The organism is Lactococcus sp. LG606 (assembly GCF_017309645.1).
Classification (GTDB): Bacteria; Bacillota; Bacilli; order Lactobacillales; family Streptococcaceae; genus Lactococcus; species Lactococcus petauri.
Genome location: NZ_CP071301.1, coordinates 2,026,353 through 2,040,094 on the forward strand (window position 1 = coordinate 2,026,353; position 13,742 = coordinate 2,040,094).

The window sequence follows — 13,742 nt, forward strand, 5'->3', positions numbered from 1 at the left end:
AGGAGAATACTATGGCTTATACACTTCCAGAATTACCTTATGCATACGACGCTTTGGAACCTTTCTTTGATGAAGAAACAATGCATTTGCACCATGATAAACATCACCAAACCTATGTAAATAATCTTAATGCAGCGATTGAAAAACACCCAGAATTCTTTGATAAAACTGTTGAAGAATTAGTGGCTTATTTGGACCGTTTGCCAGAAGATATCCGCGTTGCGGTACGTAACAACGGTGGCGGACATTTGAACCACACAATGTTCTGGGAATGGCTTGCTCCAAACGCAGGTGGTGCACCAACAGGTGACATCGCTGCAGCCATCGATGAAGCTTTTGGTTCATTTGACGACTTCAAAGCTGAGTTTAAAGCAGCTGCTACAGGACGTTTTGGTTCAGGTTGGGCTTGGTTAGTTCTCGATTACGGTAAACTTAAAGTTGTTTCTACAGCCAACCAAGATAACCCAATTTCTGATGGTCAAATTCCAGTACTTGGTCTTGACGTTTGGGAACATGCTTATTATTTGAAATATCGCAATGTTCGTCCAGATTACATCGAAGCTTTCTTTAGCTTGATTAACTGGGATAAAGTAAACGAACTTTACGATAAAGCTAAATAACATAAAAAAGAGCACCTTGGAGGTGCTTTTTTTGTTTTTCTGCTTTTTTCAATAAGAATTGGAATTAAAAAGGCGAACCCTGTTTTATAAATGCACTATTCATGCTATAATAGGAGCTATGAAATTTACAGAATTTAACTTTAAGAATTATATCAATGAAACGCTTGAGGCAATCAAGTTCGTTTCGCCAACCCCCGTTCAGGAAAAACTGATTCCTGTCGTATTATCAGGCCGTGATTTGGTAGGGGAATCAAAAACAGGTTCAGGAAAGACACATACTTTCTTGCTCCCTATTTTCCAACAATTGAACACAGAGCTTGATGAAGTCCAAGCCGTAATCACTGCACCATCTCGTGAACTTGCCACACAGATTTATCATGCAGCTCAAGAATTTGTCAAATTTAATGATGCAATCCGCGTGGTCAACTATGTGGGTGGAACAGATAAAGCGCGTCAAATTAAGAAACTTGAGTCTTCACAACCTCATATCGTGATTGGTACACCAGGGCGTATCCAAGATTTACTTAAATCGGGAGCTTTGATTATTCATACGGCATCCATTTTTGTTGTAGATGAAGCGGACATGACTTTGGATATGGGCTTCTTGACAGATGTGGATAAAATTGCAGCCAGCTTTGGTAAAAAAGTACAGATGCTGGTCTTCTCTGCAACTATTCCACAAAAGTTGCAGCCTTTCCTTAAAAAATATTTGAATAATCCTGTGATGGAAAAAATTGCGAATAAGACTGTGATTTCAGACACGATTGAAAACTGGCTGATCTCAACTAAAGGCGCATCACATAACCAAATTTTACTGCAACTTTCGAAGGCAACCAATCCTTATATGGCAATGATTTTTGCCAATACAAAGGGACGCGTTGATGATATTCATCATTTCTTAGTCAACAATGGTGTCAAAGCAGCGAAAATTCATGGTGATATCCCACCACGTGAACGGAAACGTATCATGGCAAGCATCAAGAACTTAGATTATCAGTTTGTTGTAGCAACGGATATTGCAGCACGTGGGATTGATATCGAAGGTGTAAGTCATGTTATCAATGATGAACTTCCTCGTGATCTTTCCTTCTTTGTACACCGTGTAGGACGCTCAGGACGTAATGGTTTGTCGGGAACGGCGATTACACTTTACAGTCCTTCTGATGATTCAGCCATTCGTGAAATTGAAAAAATGGGTGTAACATTCCAACCTAAAGCTGTGAAAAATGGTGAGATTGTTGATTCTTATGATCGTGATCGCCGTGAAAAACGTACAGCCAAGACTGGAGAGTTGTCTAACAAAATGCGCGGTCAGTTGGCTAAGAGTAAGAAAAAAGTCAAACCAGGCTATAAACGTGCCTTGAAATGGGCGATTGAAGAAGAAAATACGAAAAAACGTCGTGCAGAGCACAATAAAAATGCACGTAAGCAACGTGAAGCCCGCAAACAAAAATTCTAATGAAAAAATTCTTTCGAGTTTTAGGGTTAATCTTTGCTTTGGGAACGGCCTATGGCCTTTTCTGTTTCTTTTTGATACGGAGTGATGTCGCTCATCAAGGAGATACAGCACAAGATTTTAAGACGATACTAGTTTTAGGCAGTAAGATTGAGCCAGATGGTCAGCCTGCATCTACTACGAAGAGCCGTCTTGATACTGCTTTAACACTTGCTAAGAGCAATCCTCAAGCTAGAGTTATTGTCACAGGTTATCGAAGTTCCGCTTCTCCTGTATCTGAAGCTGAGGGAATGGCCACATACCTCAAAGCACATGGTTTAAACTCTAGCCGAATCATTGAAGAAAAGAAAGCGCGAAATACTGTCGAGAATTTCGCGCTTTCTCAAAAGTATGTGCAAGGGAAGACACTGCTTGTGACGAGCGACTTTCATCTTTATCGTAGCCTTTATTTGGCTTCCAAATTAGGCTATAAAAATGTGCAAGGTTATGCAGCGGAAAGTAAAACCCCTGCTTGGCAGACTATGAGCAATTACGCTAGAGAGTGTTTAGCTCTGGGTTACTATTTGATCAAATATACACTATTTTAAGCTAGATAAAGGAGTTTTTATGTTTCAACCTGAACAAATAAGCAAGCTTAATGAGCTCGAAACCTTGGTCCTTGATTTTATCATCAAATCTCCCGATAAGGTTCAAAAAGCAACGATTCGGAGCTTAGCTAGCCAGCTTCATGTTTCTACTACAACAATCGTAAGAATGAGTACAAAGTTGGGCTTTAATGGTTGGGCAGAATTAAAATTTTTTCTAAAAAATCAAAGCAAACCTAAAACGGCGGAAGAGCAGCATTATGACAATATGCTAGAATTTGATATGTTTTTACGCCGTATGAATTCTGAAAGTTATCAAAAGCGACTGACTGAAGCTGCCAAGATGATTGCTAAAGCAGATTATACCGTTTTTATGGGAATTGGGAACTCAGGTTCTTTAGCTGATTATGCATGTAAATACTTTGTGAATGCAGGTTTACGTGCCTTTGTTATTAATGATCCTTTCCAAGCTATCCAAATCAATGGCACAGGTAATGTCATTGCATTGATTTTATCGGCCTCAGGAGAAACGATTCAAATCATTAATAAGGAGTTGGAATTCAAACAAGAAGGCGCACAAATTATTTCATTGACAAATAATGAAGACAGTACAGTTGGCCGGCTGGCTGACTTGCAACTCTTTTACAATCTCACGCCGGAATGGTCTAAACTTTATCCGCTAGGAAATTTAACGACACAACTTCCTGTTGTTGCAGTTCTTGAAGTTCTGGCTCATAAAACGCTCCATTTTTTAGAGGAATAGTGTTCGATTTGTTCCAAAATGCGAAACATGTTTTAAAAAACTTGCAATTTTTGCAAGTTTTTTTGTATTTATTGCAAAAAATTAAGCCACAAATCCTTAATTTAAGCCATTTTCTCTTTGTTTCAATACAGGAAAGGTGTTTCATATTATTGTTTGAAAGCCTTTTCAGAAAACGCTATAATATTCTTGAGCTCAAAAGAATAAGGAGAAAAAAATGGCAGAAAAGGTTATTGCACTGGCATGTGCAGCAGGTATGTCAACATCATTGCTGGTAACGAAGATGCAACAAGCAGCAAAAGAAGCTGGAAAAGATTATGAAATTTTTGCTAAGTCAGTAGCAGAGATCGATAATATGTTAGCAGGCTCTGGTTTGAACAAACCAGATGTGCTCTTATTAGGTCCTCAAGTTTCTTATATGAAAGCAGAAGTCACTAAGAAAGCGAATGCCGCAGGAGTTCCTTGTGATGTGATTAAGATGCAAGACTATGGCATGATGAATGGCAAAAATGTAGTGGCAGCTGCAGATGCCCTAATGAATTAAAAATAAAATTTTTGGAGTAAAAATATGAATAAATTTATCAACGAGAAATTAATGCCTCCGATGATGAAATTTTTGAACACAAAAGCCGTTACAGCAATTAAAAACGGTATGTTGTATCCAATACCTTTCATTATTATTGGAGCAATCTTCCTCATCTTAGCAAACTTCCCTCAACAAAATGTTGCGGACTGGATTGCACAAATTGGTTGGGCCCCTATTTTTAATCAAGCCTATGCTGCTTCATTTGGTATTATGGCCCTCTTTGCAGCTTTTGGTATTGCTTATTCTTGGGTGAAGAGCGAAGGATATGAAGGCGCCTCTGCTGGTTTGACTTCTATTATTGTCATGGTTATGCTTCAACCAAGTACTATTTCAACGGTGACTAAAATTGCTGATGGTTCTGCTGTCGTGGGAGAGTATCAAGTAAGTGGTGTTATCGATGCAGCTTGGCTTGGTGGGAAAGGAATGATTCTCGCCATGCTTGCTGGTTTATTGGTCGGTTGGTCTTACTCATGGTTCATGAAAAAAGATATCCGTATCAAACTTCCTGAACAAGTGCCTGCAAATGTATCAGATTCCTTTGGTGCTCTAGTGCCAGCTTTCGTTATTACTTTTGTAGCAATGCTTATCTATGCCCTATCTGTATTGACAACGGATCAAACACCGATTGAATGGATTTATACTTTAATTCAAACACCTTTGCAACATGCTACAGACGGCCCACTTGGTGTCTTCTTAATTGCATTCTTACCTGTATTTATCTGGTGGTTTGGGGTACATGGTGCCACAGTTATTGGCGGTATCATGACACCGTTGCTCTTGGCTAACAATGCCGATAACCTCAAATTGTTCCAAGAGGGTAACTTATCACTTGATCATGGGGCACATATTGTTACGCAAGCCTTTATGGATCAGTTTATTACGGTTACAGGTTCAGGAATGACTTTCGGTTTCGTTATCTTTATGATTTACCGTGCGCGTTCTGTTCAAATGAAAACCATTGGTAAATTAACATTAGCACCAGCCTTCTTCAATATCAATGAGCCTGTACTCTTTGGTATGCCGATTGTCTTAAACCCAATCTTGGCTTTCCCATTCTTGATTGCTCCTCTCGTTTCAGGATTTGGAACTTATGCAGCTATTGCGCTGGGAATTATCCCACCGTTTAATGGTATCTTCGTCCCATGGACAACACCGCCAATCCTTTCAGGTTTGATTGTCGGAGGTTGGCAAGGTGCAGCATGGCAAGCCTTGATGATTTTTGTGACAGGTGCCATATACTGGCCATTTGCTAAAAAATATGATGCGATTCTTGTACAACAAGAAAAAGAAGCATATGAAGCAGAGCAAGCTGAACAAGCATAACTGTGAGATGAGATTAAGCATTGACTTAATCTCTCTTCTATAAATGTAAACTCATCAAGAGCTGGGAGAGTTTACATTTATAGAGGGGAACTGAGCGTCTAAAAAAGGGGAGGATGTTAAGAACTGAAGTATACGCAAGTTCAAACCTTGTAAAAGATTTAAAGTTAAATCAACAGAATTAGAGGAAAGAGAGAAGAAAAATGACTTTAAGAAAAGATTTCCTATGGGGCGGTGCAGTTGCTGCTCATCAACTTGAAGGCGGCTGGAATGCAGGAGGCAAAGGGGTTTCTGTGGCTGACGTTATGACTGCTGGAGCAAATGGTGTTGAGCGCCGGATTACAGATGGTGTCTTACCCGGTGAAAATTATCCAAACCATGAAGCCATTGACTTCTACCATCGCTATAAAGATGATGTCAGACTTTTTGCAGAGTTAGGTGTGAACTGTTTCCGTACATCCATTGCTTGGACACGTATTTTTCCAAATGGAGATGAAAGTGAGCCAAATGAGGAAGGTCTTCAATTTTACGATGATTTGTTTGATGAATGTTTGAAAAACGGTATTGAGCCAGTCATCACGCTTTCCCACTTTGAAATGCCTTATCACTTGGTTACCGAGTATGGTGGCTGGCGTAATCGCCGCTTGATTGACTTTTTTGTAAGATTTGCTGAAGTAGTAATGACCCGCTATAAAGATAAAGTTAAATACTGGATGACATTTAACGAGATAAATAATCAAGCAAATTTTGATCTGGATTTTGCACCCTTCACTAACTCTGGTTTGAAGTTCGTGGAAGGCGAGAACCGTGAAAAGATTATGTACCAAGCAGCCCACTATGAATTAGTTGCTTCTGCTAAAGTTGTAGATCTAGGACATAAGATTAACCCTGATTTCCAAATTGGTTGCATGATTGCGATGTGTCCTATTTATCCTGCAACATGTAAACCCGAAGATATGATGACAGCACAGGTTGCCATGCAACGGCGTTTATGGTTTACCGATGTCCATGCGCGTGGACACTATCCAAGCTATATGCTCAAATATTTTGAACGTAAAGCCTTTGATTTGGACATTACTTCAGAAGATATTGAAGATTTATCCAAAGGCGAAGTAGATTATATCGGCTTTAGTTATTATATGAGTTTTGCTATTAAAGATCAGGCTGAAAAGATTGATCCAAGTCTTAAGCTAAATTATATGCCAAGTACAGCTGAAAAAATGGAGAATCAAGAGAACCTGGGAGCGCCAACTTTTGATTATATTGAAAACCGAGATTTGGTAAAAAATCAATATGTCGAAGCATCAGAATGGGGTTGGCAAATTGATCCATTAGGTCTGCGTTATAGCATGAATTGGTTCAATGAGCGTTATGAAAAACCACTCTTTATTGTAGAAAATGGTTTTGGTGCTGTGGATAAAGTAGAAGAAGATGGTAGCATTCATGATCCATACCGTGTGGAATATCTAAAAGCACATATTGAAGCAATGAAAGATGCTGTCGAATACGATGGGGTAGACTTAATGGGTTATACACCATGGGGCTTTATTGATCTTGTTTCTGCAGGAACTGGAGAGATGAAAAAACGCTATGGTTTTATCTATGTAGATAAAGACAATGAAGGAAATGGCAGCTTGGAACGCTCGAAGAAAGATTCCTTTGAGTGGTACAGTCAAGTCATAGCCTCAAATGGAGAAAAATTATAATGGAACATACAAAACTAAAAGCTTTCCCCGATAACTTTTTATGGGGCTCGGCCTCGGCAGCTTATCAGGTTGAAGGTGCGCATGACGAAGACGGAAAAGGTCCATCAGTTTGGGATAATTTTGTCCGCATACCAGGAAAAACTTTTAAGGAGACAACAGGAGACATTGCTGTTGATCACTACCATCGCTACAAAGAAGATGTAGCACTTATGGCTGCAATGGGATTAAAATCCTATCGTTTTTCGATTGCTTGGACACGTATTTTTCCTGAAGGGCGGGGCGAAATTAATCAACAAGGCTTACAATTTTATATGGATTTGGTTGATGAATTGATTGCTAATCATATCGAACCTGTAGTTACGCTCTATCATTGGGATTTACCGCAAGCTCTTGAAGAAGAATATCAAGGTTGGGAAAGTCGCCAGATTATTGAGGATTTTGTGCATTATGCGCAAACACTATTTACAGCTTTTAAAGGAAAAGTGAAGTATTGGGTATCCTTGAATGAACAAAACATCTTTACACAACATGGTTGGATATTGGCAACACATCCACCAGGAAAAGTCGATATGAAGCTGTTTTATCAAGTCAATCACCATGCAAATTTGGCTAATGCAGCTGTAATCAATGCTTTTCATGAAATGGATATGCCCGGTCAAATCGGTCCTTCTTTTGCTTATACACCAAACTACGCGATCAATTCCAATCCCCTTAATGTCTTGGCAGCTGAAAACGCAGAGGAAATGTTTGCTCATTTTTGGATGGATGTCTATTGCTATGGCGAATATCCTATTGTGGCTTTGAATTATCTTAAAGAAAATGATCTGATGTTTGAAACCGAAGAGGGTGATTTTGAACTCTTAAAATCAGCCCGACCAGACTTTTTAGGGATTAATTATTATCAAACTGCTGCCAATGCTTGGAATCCGCGCGAAGGTGGAGTCACACTTGGTAAAATGAATACTACCGGAGTTAAGGGCTCAGGAGGCGACCAAGGCATTCCGGGCTTGTACAAACGTGTAACTAATCCTGCTGTTGAACGTACAAACTGGGATTGGGAAATTGATCCAATGGGATTGCGTATCGCCTTACGTCGAATTACCAGTCGCTACCGCATACCTGTGATGATTACAGAAAATGGTTTAGGAGAGTATGACAAGCTTGAGGCAGGGCAAATTCATGATGATTACCGCATTAGATATCTGGAAAGTCATGTTAAAGCTATAAAAGAAGCCTTAACCGATGGTGTTCAAGTGATTGGCTATCATACATGGTCTTACACTGACTTACTCAGTTGGTTGAACGGTTATCAGAAACGCTATGGCTTTGTCTATGTGGATCAGGACGAAAGTATGGAAGGTAGTCTCAAGCGAATACCCAAGGATTCTTACTATTGGTATCAAGCGCTCATTAAAGAGAATGGGGACAGTATCTAAAGTCATACTCTGTCATTATGAAAACACTTGCAAAAAATCAATGAAAGCGGTATACTTAAGACTATAAAAAGAAAAAGAAGGAAAAATAATTATGGCTGATAAAATAATCGCTTTAGCTTGCGCAGCAGGCATGTCAACATCACTTTTAGTTTCTAAAATGCAAAAAGCAGCAGCAGATAAAGGATTGGACTACGAAATTTTCGCAAAATCAACAGCAGACATCGATAACATGCTTGCTGCTACCCCTAAACCTGATGTCCTTCTCTTAGGACCTCAAGTAGGCTTCATGAAGGCAGAGGTACAAAAGAAAGCACAAGCTGCTGATGTACCAATGGATGTGATAAAAATGCAAGACTATGGTATGATGCGTGGCGATAAAGTCCTTGAAGCAGCAGAAGCTTTAATGAAGTAAAAGAACTCAAGACGACGAAATAAAAGGGGATGTAATGAACGAAGAAAGAATGGAAATTGTGATGGGAATCATCATGCATGGTGGAAATGCCAAAGGTTTAGCCTTTCAAGCAATCCAACAAGCAAAAGAAGGAGATTTTGAAGCAGCAGAAAAATCACTTCAGGAGTCGAACCAAGAGTTGCTCCAAGCCCATGATGTTCAAACAGATATGCTGACAAAAGAAGCACAAGGTATTCATACAGAAATCGATCTCTATATGGTACATGCGCAAGACCATCTGATGAACGCAATTACCTTCAAAGATTTGGCTACAGAAATTATTAGCCAGGAAAAACGTATTCAAGCTTTAGAAAAAGCGGCAAATTAATATCAATAACACTTTGAGAAAAAAGAAAAGTTCTAAGAGAAATTGCTTAGGGCTTTTTCTTAACCCTTGAGGGGTGAAATCTGAGAAGCTGTAAAAGTTCTTGCTTTTATCCTTAAATTTCGATATAATGGTTAATGTTGTGGCGGCATAGCCAAGTGGTAAGGCATGGCTCTGCAAAAGCTTGATCGTCGGTTCAAATCCGTCTGCCGCCTTTCGCAATAGATTGTATAATATAAAAAACTGCTGAATTCAGCAGTTTTTTTGTTTTTACCTGAAACAATTTAAAATTAGGGCTTACAATTATAAATGTGATCGGCGATAAAGCAAAACTTGGTCGCCATCTTCAAGCAGAAAAATTAGCTTTATAGAGGTCAGTTTACCAACCTGGAATAAATGAAAATTCGGTCATATAATTAAATCAGGCTTCAAAATGGCAAGTCCATAAGAGACTGTTGGTTCGATTCCAACTTGAAGTCATTCCTAAAAAATGCAGCTGTATGTTAGGTAGAACAATCGGTAAGTCGACGGGTTTATTAGAATTGTATAAAAAAAGGAGGAAAATAAACTGGGACAACAAGAAACAGCAAAACAAATCTGGGACTATCTTACGTCACGCGGATGGACAAAACAGTCAGTATCTGCTCTCCTAGGTAATATGCAGAGTGAGAGCGGTATTATTGCCGATCGCTGGGAAAGTGATAGAGTTGGTAATATGAATGGTGGTTATGGGCTTGTTCAATGGACACCAGCGACAAAATATATTGACTGGGCAAAATCAAAAGGTTTAGCTTATCAAGATGTTTTCTCTCAATGCAAGCGTATTGAGTGGGAAGTTGCAAACAATCAACAGTTTTATCACCCAAGTATGACTTTTGCACAATTTACTAAGAGTACGGCATCTCCTGAAACATTGGCGGATATTTTTATTCGATATTATGAACGGCCGTTAAATCCAAATTAACCTGCTCGAGGTACACAGGCACGTTATTGGTATAACCTTTTCCAAGGTTCAACTCCAAGTAATCGTAGAAAAGTAGTTGATTGGTTCAATACACATCGTAATCAAATTACCTACTCCATGACAGGCTCTCGTATTGGTACAGATGGAACAGCAGACTGCTCAGGTAGTATTGTTATAGCCCTTAAAGAAGCGACAGGAGTTGCTTATGATTATGTTTATAATACCGTAACCTTAGGTGGTTATCTCTCAAAATGTGGCTATACGAGAATTCTAACAGGAAATATGTCAGGTTCTAATCTGAATCAAATGCAGGATGAAGATATTATTCTACTATCTGCTGGAAATTCAATGGCAGAATCAGGAGGCGCAGGAGGCCATACAGGTGTAATTACTGGAGGTGGCAAAATTATTACCTCGACTTGCTATTATACTAATGGTCAAGCTAATACAGCAATACAAGATTTACCAATTAATAGTACATATTTAAGTAGCAACAGTTTTAAGTACTATGAAGTATGGCGCAAAGCCGGTGAATCAGAAACAGATGAAGGAGAAATTGAAATGTATTTAATCTATACAGTTGACACGAATAATTGGTATGTATCTAATGGGGTACAATGTAGATGGGTTAAGACCGAGCGTGCACTTAAAAATTACAAAGATGAATTTGGTAAACTTAATCTTCGAATAGATAATATGTACAGCACTGAATTATATAAAGAGTTTCCTAAAGATACGATTATTGTTAAATAAAGGAGGTAGGAAATGGCAGACTTATTGGCATTAGCATCAGCGAAGCTTGGTCAAACTGTAGATATGGATGGCATGTACGGTGGTCAATGTATGGACTTGATTGTCTATGTTGTTCAAACTGCATATGGTGTTCATATGGGCGGTAACGCTATTGATACAGGGAGTGCAAGTAATATTGCTGCTTTGCAAAATGCAGGAGTAAAAGTTCAACGTATTACAAATCGTAGCCAACTCCAACGAGGAGATATTGTTGTCTTTTCAGATGGAGGTTACGGTCACGTTGCAATCATCGAAGAGCCTACACACCCAACACTCATTCAACAAAACATTAACGGGCGACAATACGTAACACGTGACAGTTTTGCGTGGTCAGATTACTATGGCTTGTCGTTTGCATACGGATTACGTTTAGGAGATTCTACTCCAAATCCAGATCCACAACCAGAAGAAGGAGAAATTGATATGTTCATTATTAAAACAGTTGCACAAGGAAATTATAAACCATCTTATTTTATTACAGATGGTATTACAGTTCGCCACATCGGTACAGCTCGTATGCGTAAAGCTTACGAAGAAATGGGTGTAAAAACTCATGTCATGTATGAAGATGAAATTGTTCAAGAGTATAAATACTCACTACTTGTATATCAAAATAATAAAGTGAAACCTGTCGGATAATCACTTTAGCTATTAGTAGCTTTCATTTATTTATAACATATTTTTTATTTAAAGCTGTCAGAAATGACGACGTTTTTGTATTTAAAGGATAAAGCCATTGAAACAGTTTATATTAAGTAAATAACTAGACTTACTGGAGTAGAAATTCTAATAGTTACCATTTTAATACTTACTGTAGCTAAAACATCAATCATACTGGTCATTTAGATTGAAAGGCTTTATCTTAATATTTACAATGGTCTGTGTTTATTTATCTCAAAATAATTAGTTTTATTGTTGACAAAACTAATTAAAAGTTTTATAATCGATTTTGTTAGTTTGGTTAAAATAAAAACTAAGTAATTAAAGGAGATAAAAATGGAAAAAGAAATAAAAGCCAATAAAATAAAAAGTAAGGATTTTTTGAAACTCATTGCCAAGAGTAAACCAAAATACTCCTATTTTGCCATTGGGATGTTGTCAGGGATTGTGGGAGCGGTACTACAGCTCATTGTACCTCAAATGATACAGCCGCTTATTTCAGGATTTGCACAAGGGATTGATTATGGTCTTTTAGGAAATGTAGTTCTGGTTTACATCCTTTCGGCCTTACTTGGTGCAATTGGCGCCTCAGTGCTTGGATTTTTTGGAGAAAATGTAGTAAAAAGATTACGTTTAACAGTGTGGAATAAGATGGTTCACCTACCTGTAAAGTACTTTGATGAAGTCAAAACAGGAGAAATTGGAAGCCGCTTGGTCAACGATACAACACAAGTGAAAGATCTTTTAGCTAATACTGTACCTCAAACCTTAACAAGCCTTTTGCTTCTTGTGGGTTCAATTTTTATGATGTTTCGTATGGATTGGCAGATGACTGTAGCAATGGTGATAGCTGTTCCTATTGCGACATTGATTATTATGCCCTTGGCCACTTTTGGTCGAAAATTTGGAATCCAGCGTCAAGATGCTCTTGCAGGATTTTCTGGCACAGCAAGTGAAGTGCTTAGCGAAATTCGTTTGGTCAAATCTTCCAATGCGGAGGTACAAGCGACACATTCAGCTGAAAAAAACATCAATAAGCTTTATAAAATCGGGCTTCGTGAAGCAATTTTTGATGGTTCCATGCAACCAATTATGATGTTGTTAATGATGTCAACAATCTTTGGATTGCTGCTTTATGGAATTCATCGTGTTGCCGTAGGAGCAATGACGATGGCCACTTTGATGAGCTTCTTGATGTATCTTATGAACATGATTGGTTCTGTTCCTACTCTAGCACTTTTCTTTACCGCAAGTTCTAAAGCCTCAGGAGCCACAGCCCGTCTGAATGAAGTTTTAGAAGAAGAACAAGAGCAGTTAAGTCTTGGAGAAAATCTAGATATTGAAGGCCAAGTTTTACGTGCAGAAAATATTAGTTTTTCATATGATGATTCTGAAGAAATATTGAAAAATATTACTTTCGAAGCGAAACCAAATACTATTGTTGCCTTTGCAGGTCCTTCTGGAGGCGGAAAATCAACTATTTTCTCTATTTTGGAACGCTTCTACAAACCAACAGGAGGAAAACTAACAATGGGGAATCATGATATTGAAAACTTAGCCCTCAAAGATTGGCGTAGCCAAATTGGGTTTGTTTCACAAGATTCAGCGATTATGGCAGGAACAATTCGTGACAACTTGACTTATGGTTTAGACGGTACATACAGTGATGCACAATTATGGGAAGTGCTAGACTTAGCCTTTGCACGCGGTTTTGTCGAAAATATGCCCGACAAATTGGATACACAAGTAGGGGAACGTGGAGTGAAGATATCAGGTGGGCAACGTCAGCGTTTAGCTATTGCACGTGCCTTCTTGCGTAATCCGAAAATTCTCATGCTCGATGAAGCCACAGCTAGTCTAGATTCAGAGTCAGAAGCAATGGTTCAAAAGGCTTTGGATAGCCTGATGAAAGGTAGAACAACATTAGTCATTGCTCATCGTTTATCCACAATTGTTGATGCAGATAACATTTACTTTATTGAAAAGGGAGCAATTACAGGAGCAGGTAAACACAGTGATCTTGTAAAATCACACCCACTTTATGCACAGTATGTTCAAGAACAACTGACCGTTGCATCATAA

14 protein-coding genes and 1 tRNA gene are annotated in these 13,742 nt (G+C 38.6%); all 15 read left to right on the forward strand.

Annotated elements, in window-relative coordinates; all coding sequences use genetic code 11:
* Positions 1-11 precede the first annotated feature (11 nt).
* Positions 12-620 carry a superoxide dismutase gene (locus J0J35_RS10015; RefSeq protein WP_117516733.1) on the forward strand — a complete coding sequence of 203 codons (609 nt, stop codon included), beginning with the start codon at positions 12-14 and terminating at the stop codon, positions 618-620.
* A gap of 118 nt (positions 621-738) precedes the next feature.
* A complete protein-coding gene (locus J0J35_RS10020; protein ID WP_019291337.1) occupies positions 739-2,079 on the forward strand; it encodes a DEAD/DEAH box helicase in 1,341 nt (446 codons plus the stop codon).
* Positions 2,079-2,663 carry a YdcF family protein gene (locus J0J35_RS10025; RefSeq protein WP_019293868.1) on the forward strand — a complete coding sequence of 195 codons (585 nt, stop codon included), beginning with the start codon at positions 2,079-2,081 and terminating at the stop codon, positions 2,661-2,663. The genes J0J35_RS10020 and J0J35_RS10025 overlap by 1 nt, the downstream gene beginning before the upstream one ends.
* Positions 2,664-2,682: 19 nt before the next feature.
* Positions 2,683-3,423, forward strand: a complete 741-nt coding sequence (locus tag J0J35_RS10030) for a MurR/RpiR family transcriptional regulator (RefSeq protein WP_019291335.1) — start codon at positions 2,683-2,685, stop codon at positions 3,421-3,423.
* Positions 3,424-3,637: 214 nt separating this feature from the next.
* On the forward strand, positions 3,638-3,964 hold the full coding sequence (locus J0J35_RS10035) for a PTS sugar transporter subunit IIB (protein WP_117516729.1): 327 nt from the start codon (positions 3,638-3,640) through the stop codon (positions 3,962-3,964).
* Between the two features lie 24 nt (positions 3,965-3,988).
* A complete protein-coding gene (locus tag J0J35_RS10040) occupies positions 3,989-5,329 on the forward strand; it encodes a PTS sugar transporter subunit IIC (RefSeq protein ID WP_019291333.1) in 1,341 nt (446 codons plus the stop codon).
* A gap of 200 nt (positions 5,330-5,529) precedes the next feature.
* Complete coding sequence (locus J0J35_RS10045) at positions 5,530-7,032, forward strand: 6-phospho-beta-glucosidase (protein ID WP_206916841.1); 1,503 nt, start codon at positions 5,530-5,532, stop codon at positions 7,030-7,032.
* Positions 7,032-8,468 (forward strand): glycoside hydrolase family 1 protein, encoded by a 1,437-nt coding sequence (locus J0J35_RS10050; RefSeq protein WP_206916843.1) that lies wholly within the window; start codon positions 7,032-7,034, stop codon positions 8,466-8,468. Before J0J35_RS10045 ends, J0J35_RS10050 begins: the two co-directional genes overlap by 1 nt.
* 91 nt (positions 8,469-8,559) lie before the next feature.
* Positions 8,560-8,880 (forward strand): PTS sugar transporter subunit IIB, encoded by a 321-nt coding sequence (locus tag J0J35_RS10055; protein ID WP_003133928.1) that lies wholly within the window; start codon positions 8,560-8,562, stop codon positions 8,878-8,880.
* 34 nt (positions 8,881-8,914) lie between these two features.
* Complete coding sequence (locus J0J35_RS10060; RefSeq protein ID WP_019293871.1) at positions 8,915-9,247, forward strand: PTS lactose/cellobiose transporter subunit IIA; 333 nt, start codon at positions 8,915-8,917, stop codon at positions 9,245-9,247.
* A 141-nt stretch (positions 9,248-9,388) separates the two neighbouring features.
* Positions 9,389-9,459, forward strand: a tRNA-Cys gene (locus tag J0J35_RS10065).
* Positions 9,460-9,839: 380 nt separating this feature from the next.
* The gene (locus J0J35_RS11710; protein ID WP_242534109.1) at positions 9,840-10,208 is read left to right on the forward strand and encodes a phage tail tip lysozyme; all 369 of its coding nucleotides are present in this window, start codon (positions 9,840-9,842) and stop codon (positions 10,206-10,208) included.
* A gap of 117 nt (positions 10,209-10,325) precedes the next feature.
* Entirely contained in the window at positions 10,326-10,961 is a 636-nt protein-coding gene (locus tag J0J35_RS11715) for a peptidoglycan amidohydrolase family protein (protein WP_242534020.1), read from the forward strand.
* Between the two features lie 12 nt (positions 10,962-10,973).
* Positions 10,974-11,639 (forward strand): CHAP domain-containing protein, encoded by a 666-nt coding sequence (locus J0J35_RS10075; protein WP_242534021.1) that lies wholly within the window; start codon positions 10,974-10,976, stop codon positions 11,637-11,639.
* Between the two features lie 357 nt (positions 11,640-11,996).
* Positions 11,997-13,742 carry an ABC transporter ATP-binding protein gene (locus J0J35_RS10080; protein WP_206916845.1) on the forward strand — a complete coding sequence of 582 codons (1,746 nt, stop codon included), beginning with the start codon at positions 11,997-11,999 and terminating at the stop codon, positions 13,740-13,742.

Bases quoted from the DNA above. Each gene is read 5' to 3' on its own strand.
- J0J35_RS10060 (WP_019293871.1), top strand. From the start codon at position 8,915: ATGAACGAAGAAAGAATGGAAATTGTGATGGGAATCATCATGCATGGT.
- J0J35_RS10040 (WP_019291333.1), top strand. From the start codon at position 3,989: ATGAATAAATTTATCAACGAGAAATTAATGCCTCCGATGATGAAATTT.
- J0J35_RS10080 (WP_206916845.1), top strand. From the start codon at position 11,997: ATGGAAAAAGAAATAAAAGCCAATAAAATAAAAAGTAAGGATTTTTTG.
- J0J35_RS10075 (WP_242534021.1), top strand. From the start codon at position 10,974: ATGGCAGACTTATTGGCATTAGCATCAGCGAAGCTTGGTCAAACTGTA.
- J0J35_RS10030 (WP_019291335.1), top strand. From the start codon at position 2,683: ATGTTTCAACCTGAACAAATAAGCAAGCTTAATGAGCTCGAAACCTTG.
- J0J35_RS10045 (WP_206916841.1), top strand. From the start codon at position 5,530: ATGACTTTAAGAAAAGATTTCCTATGGGGCGGTGCAGTTGCTGCTCAT.
- J0J35_RS10020 (WP_019291337.1), top strand. From the start codon at position 739: ATGAAATTTACAGAATTTAACTTTAAGAATTATATCAATGAAACGCTT.
- J0J35_RS10050 (WP_206916843.1), top strand. From the start codon at position 7,032: ATGGAACATACAAAACTAAAAGCTTTCCCCGATAACTTTTTATGGGGC.
- J0J35_RS11715 (WP_242534020.1), top strand. From the start codon at position 10,326: ATGACAGGCTCTCGTATTGGTACAGATGGAACAGCAGACTGCTCAGGT.
- J0J35_RS10035 (WP_117516729.1), top strand. From the start codon at position 3,638: ATGGCAGAAAAGGTTATTGCACTGGCATGTGCAGCAGGTATGTCAACA.
- J0J35_RS10015 (WP_117516733.1), top strand. From the start codon at position 12: ATGGCTTATACACTTCCAGAATTACCTTATGCATACGACGCTTTGGAA.
- J0J35_RS10025 (WP_019293868.1), top strand. From the start codon at position 2,079: ATGAAAAAATTCTTTCGAGTTTTAGGGTTAATCTTTGCTTTGGGAACG.
- J0J35_RS10055 (WP_003133928.1), top strand. From the start codon at position 8,560: ATGGCTGATAAAATAATCGCTTTAGCTTGCGCAGCAGGCATGTCAACA.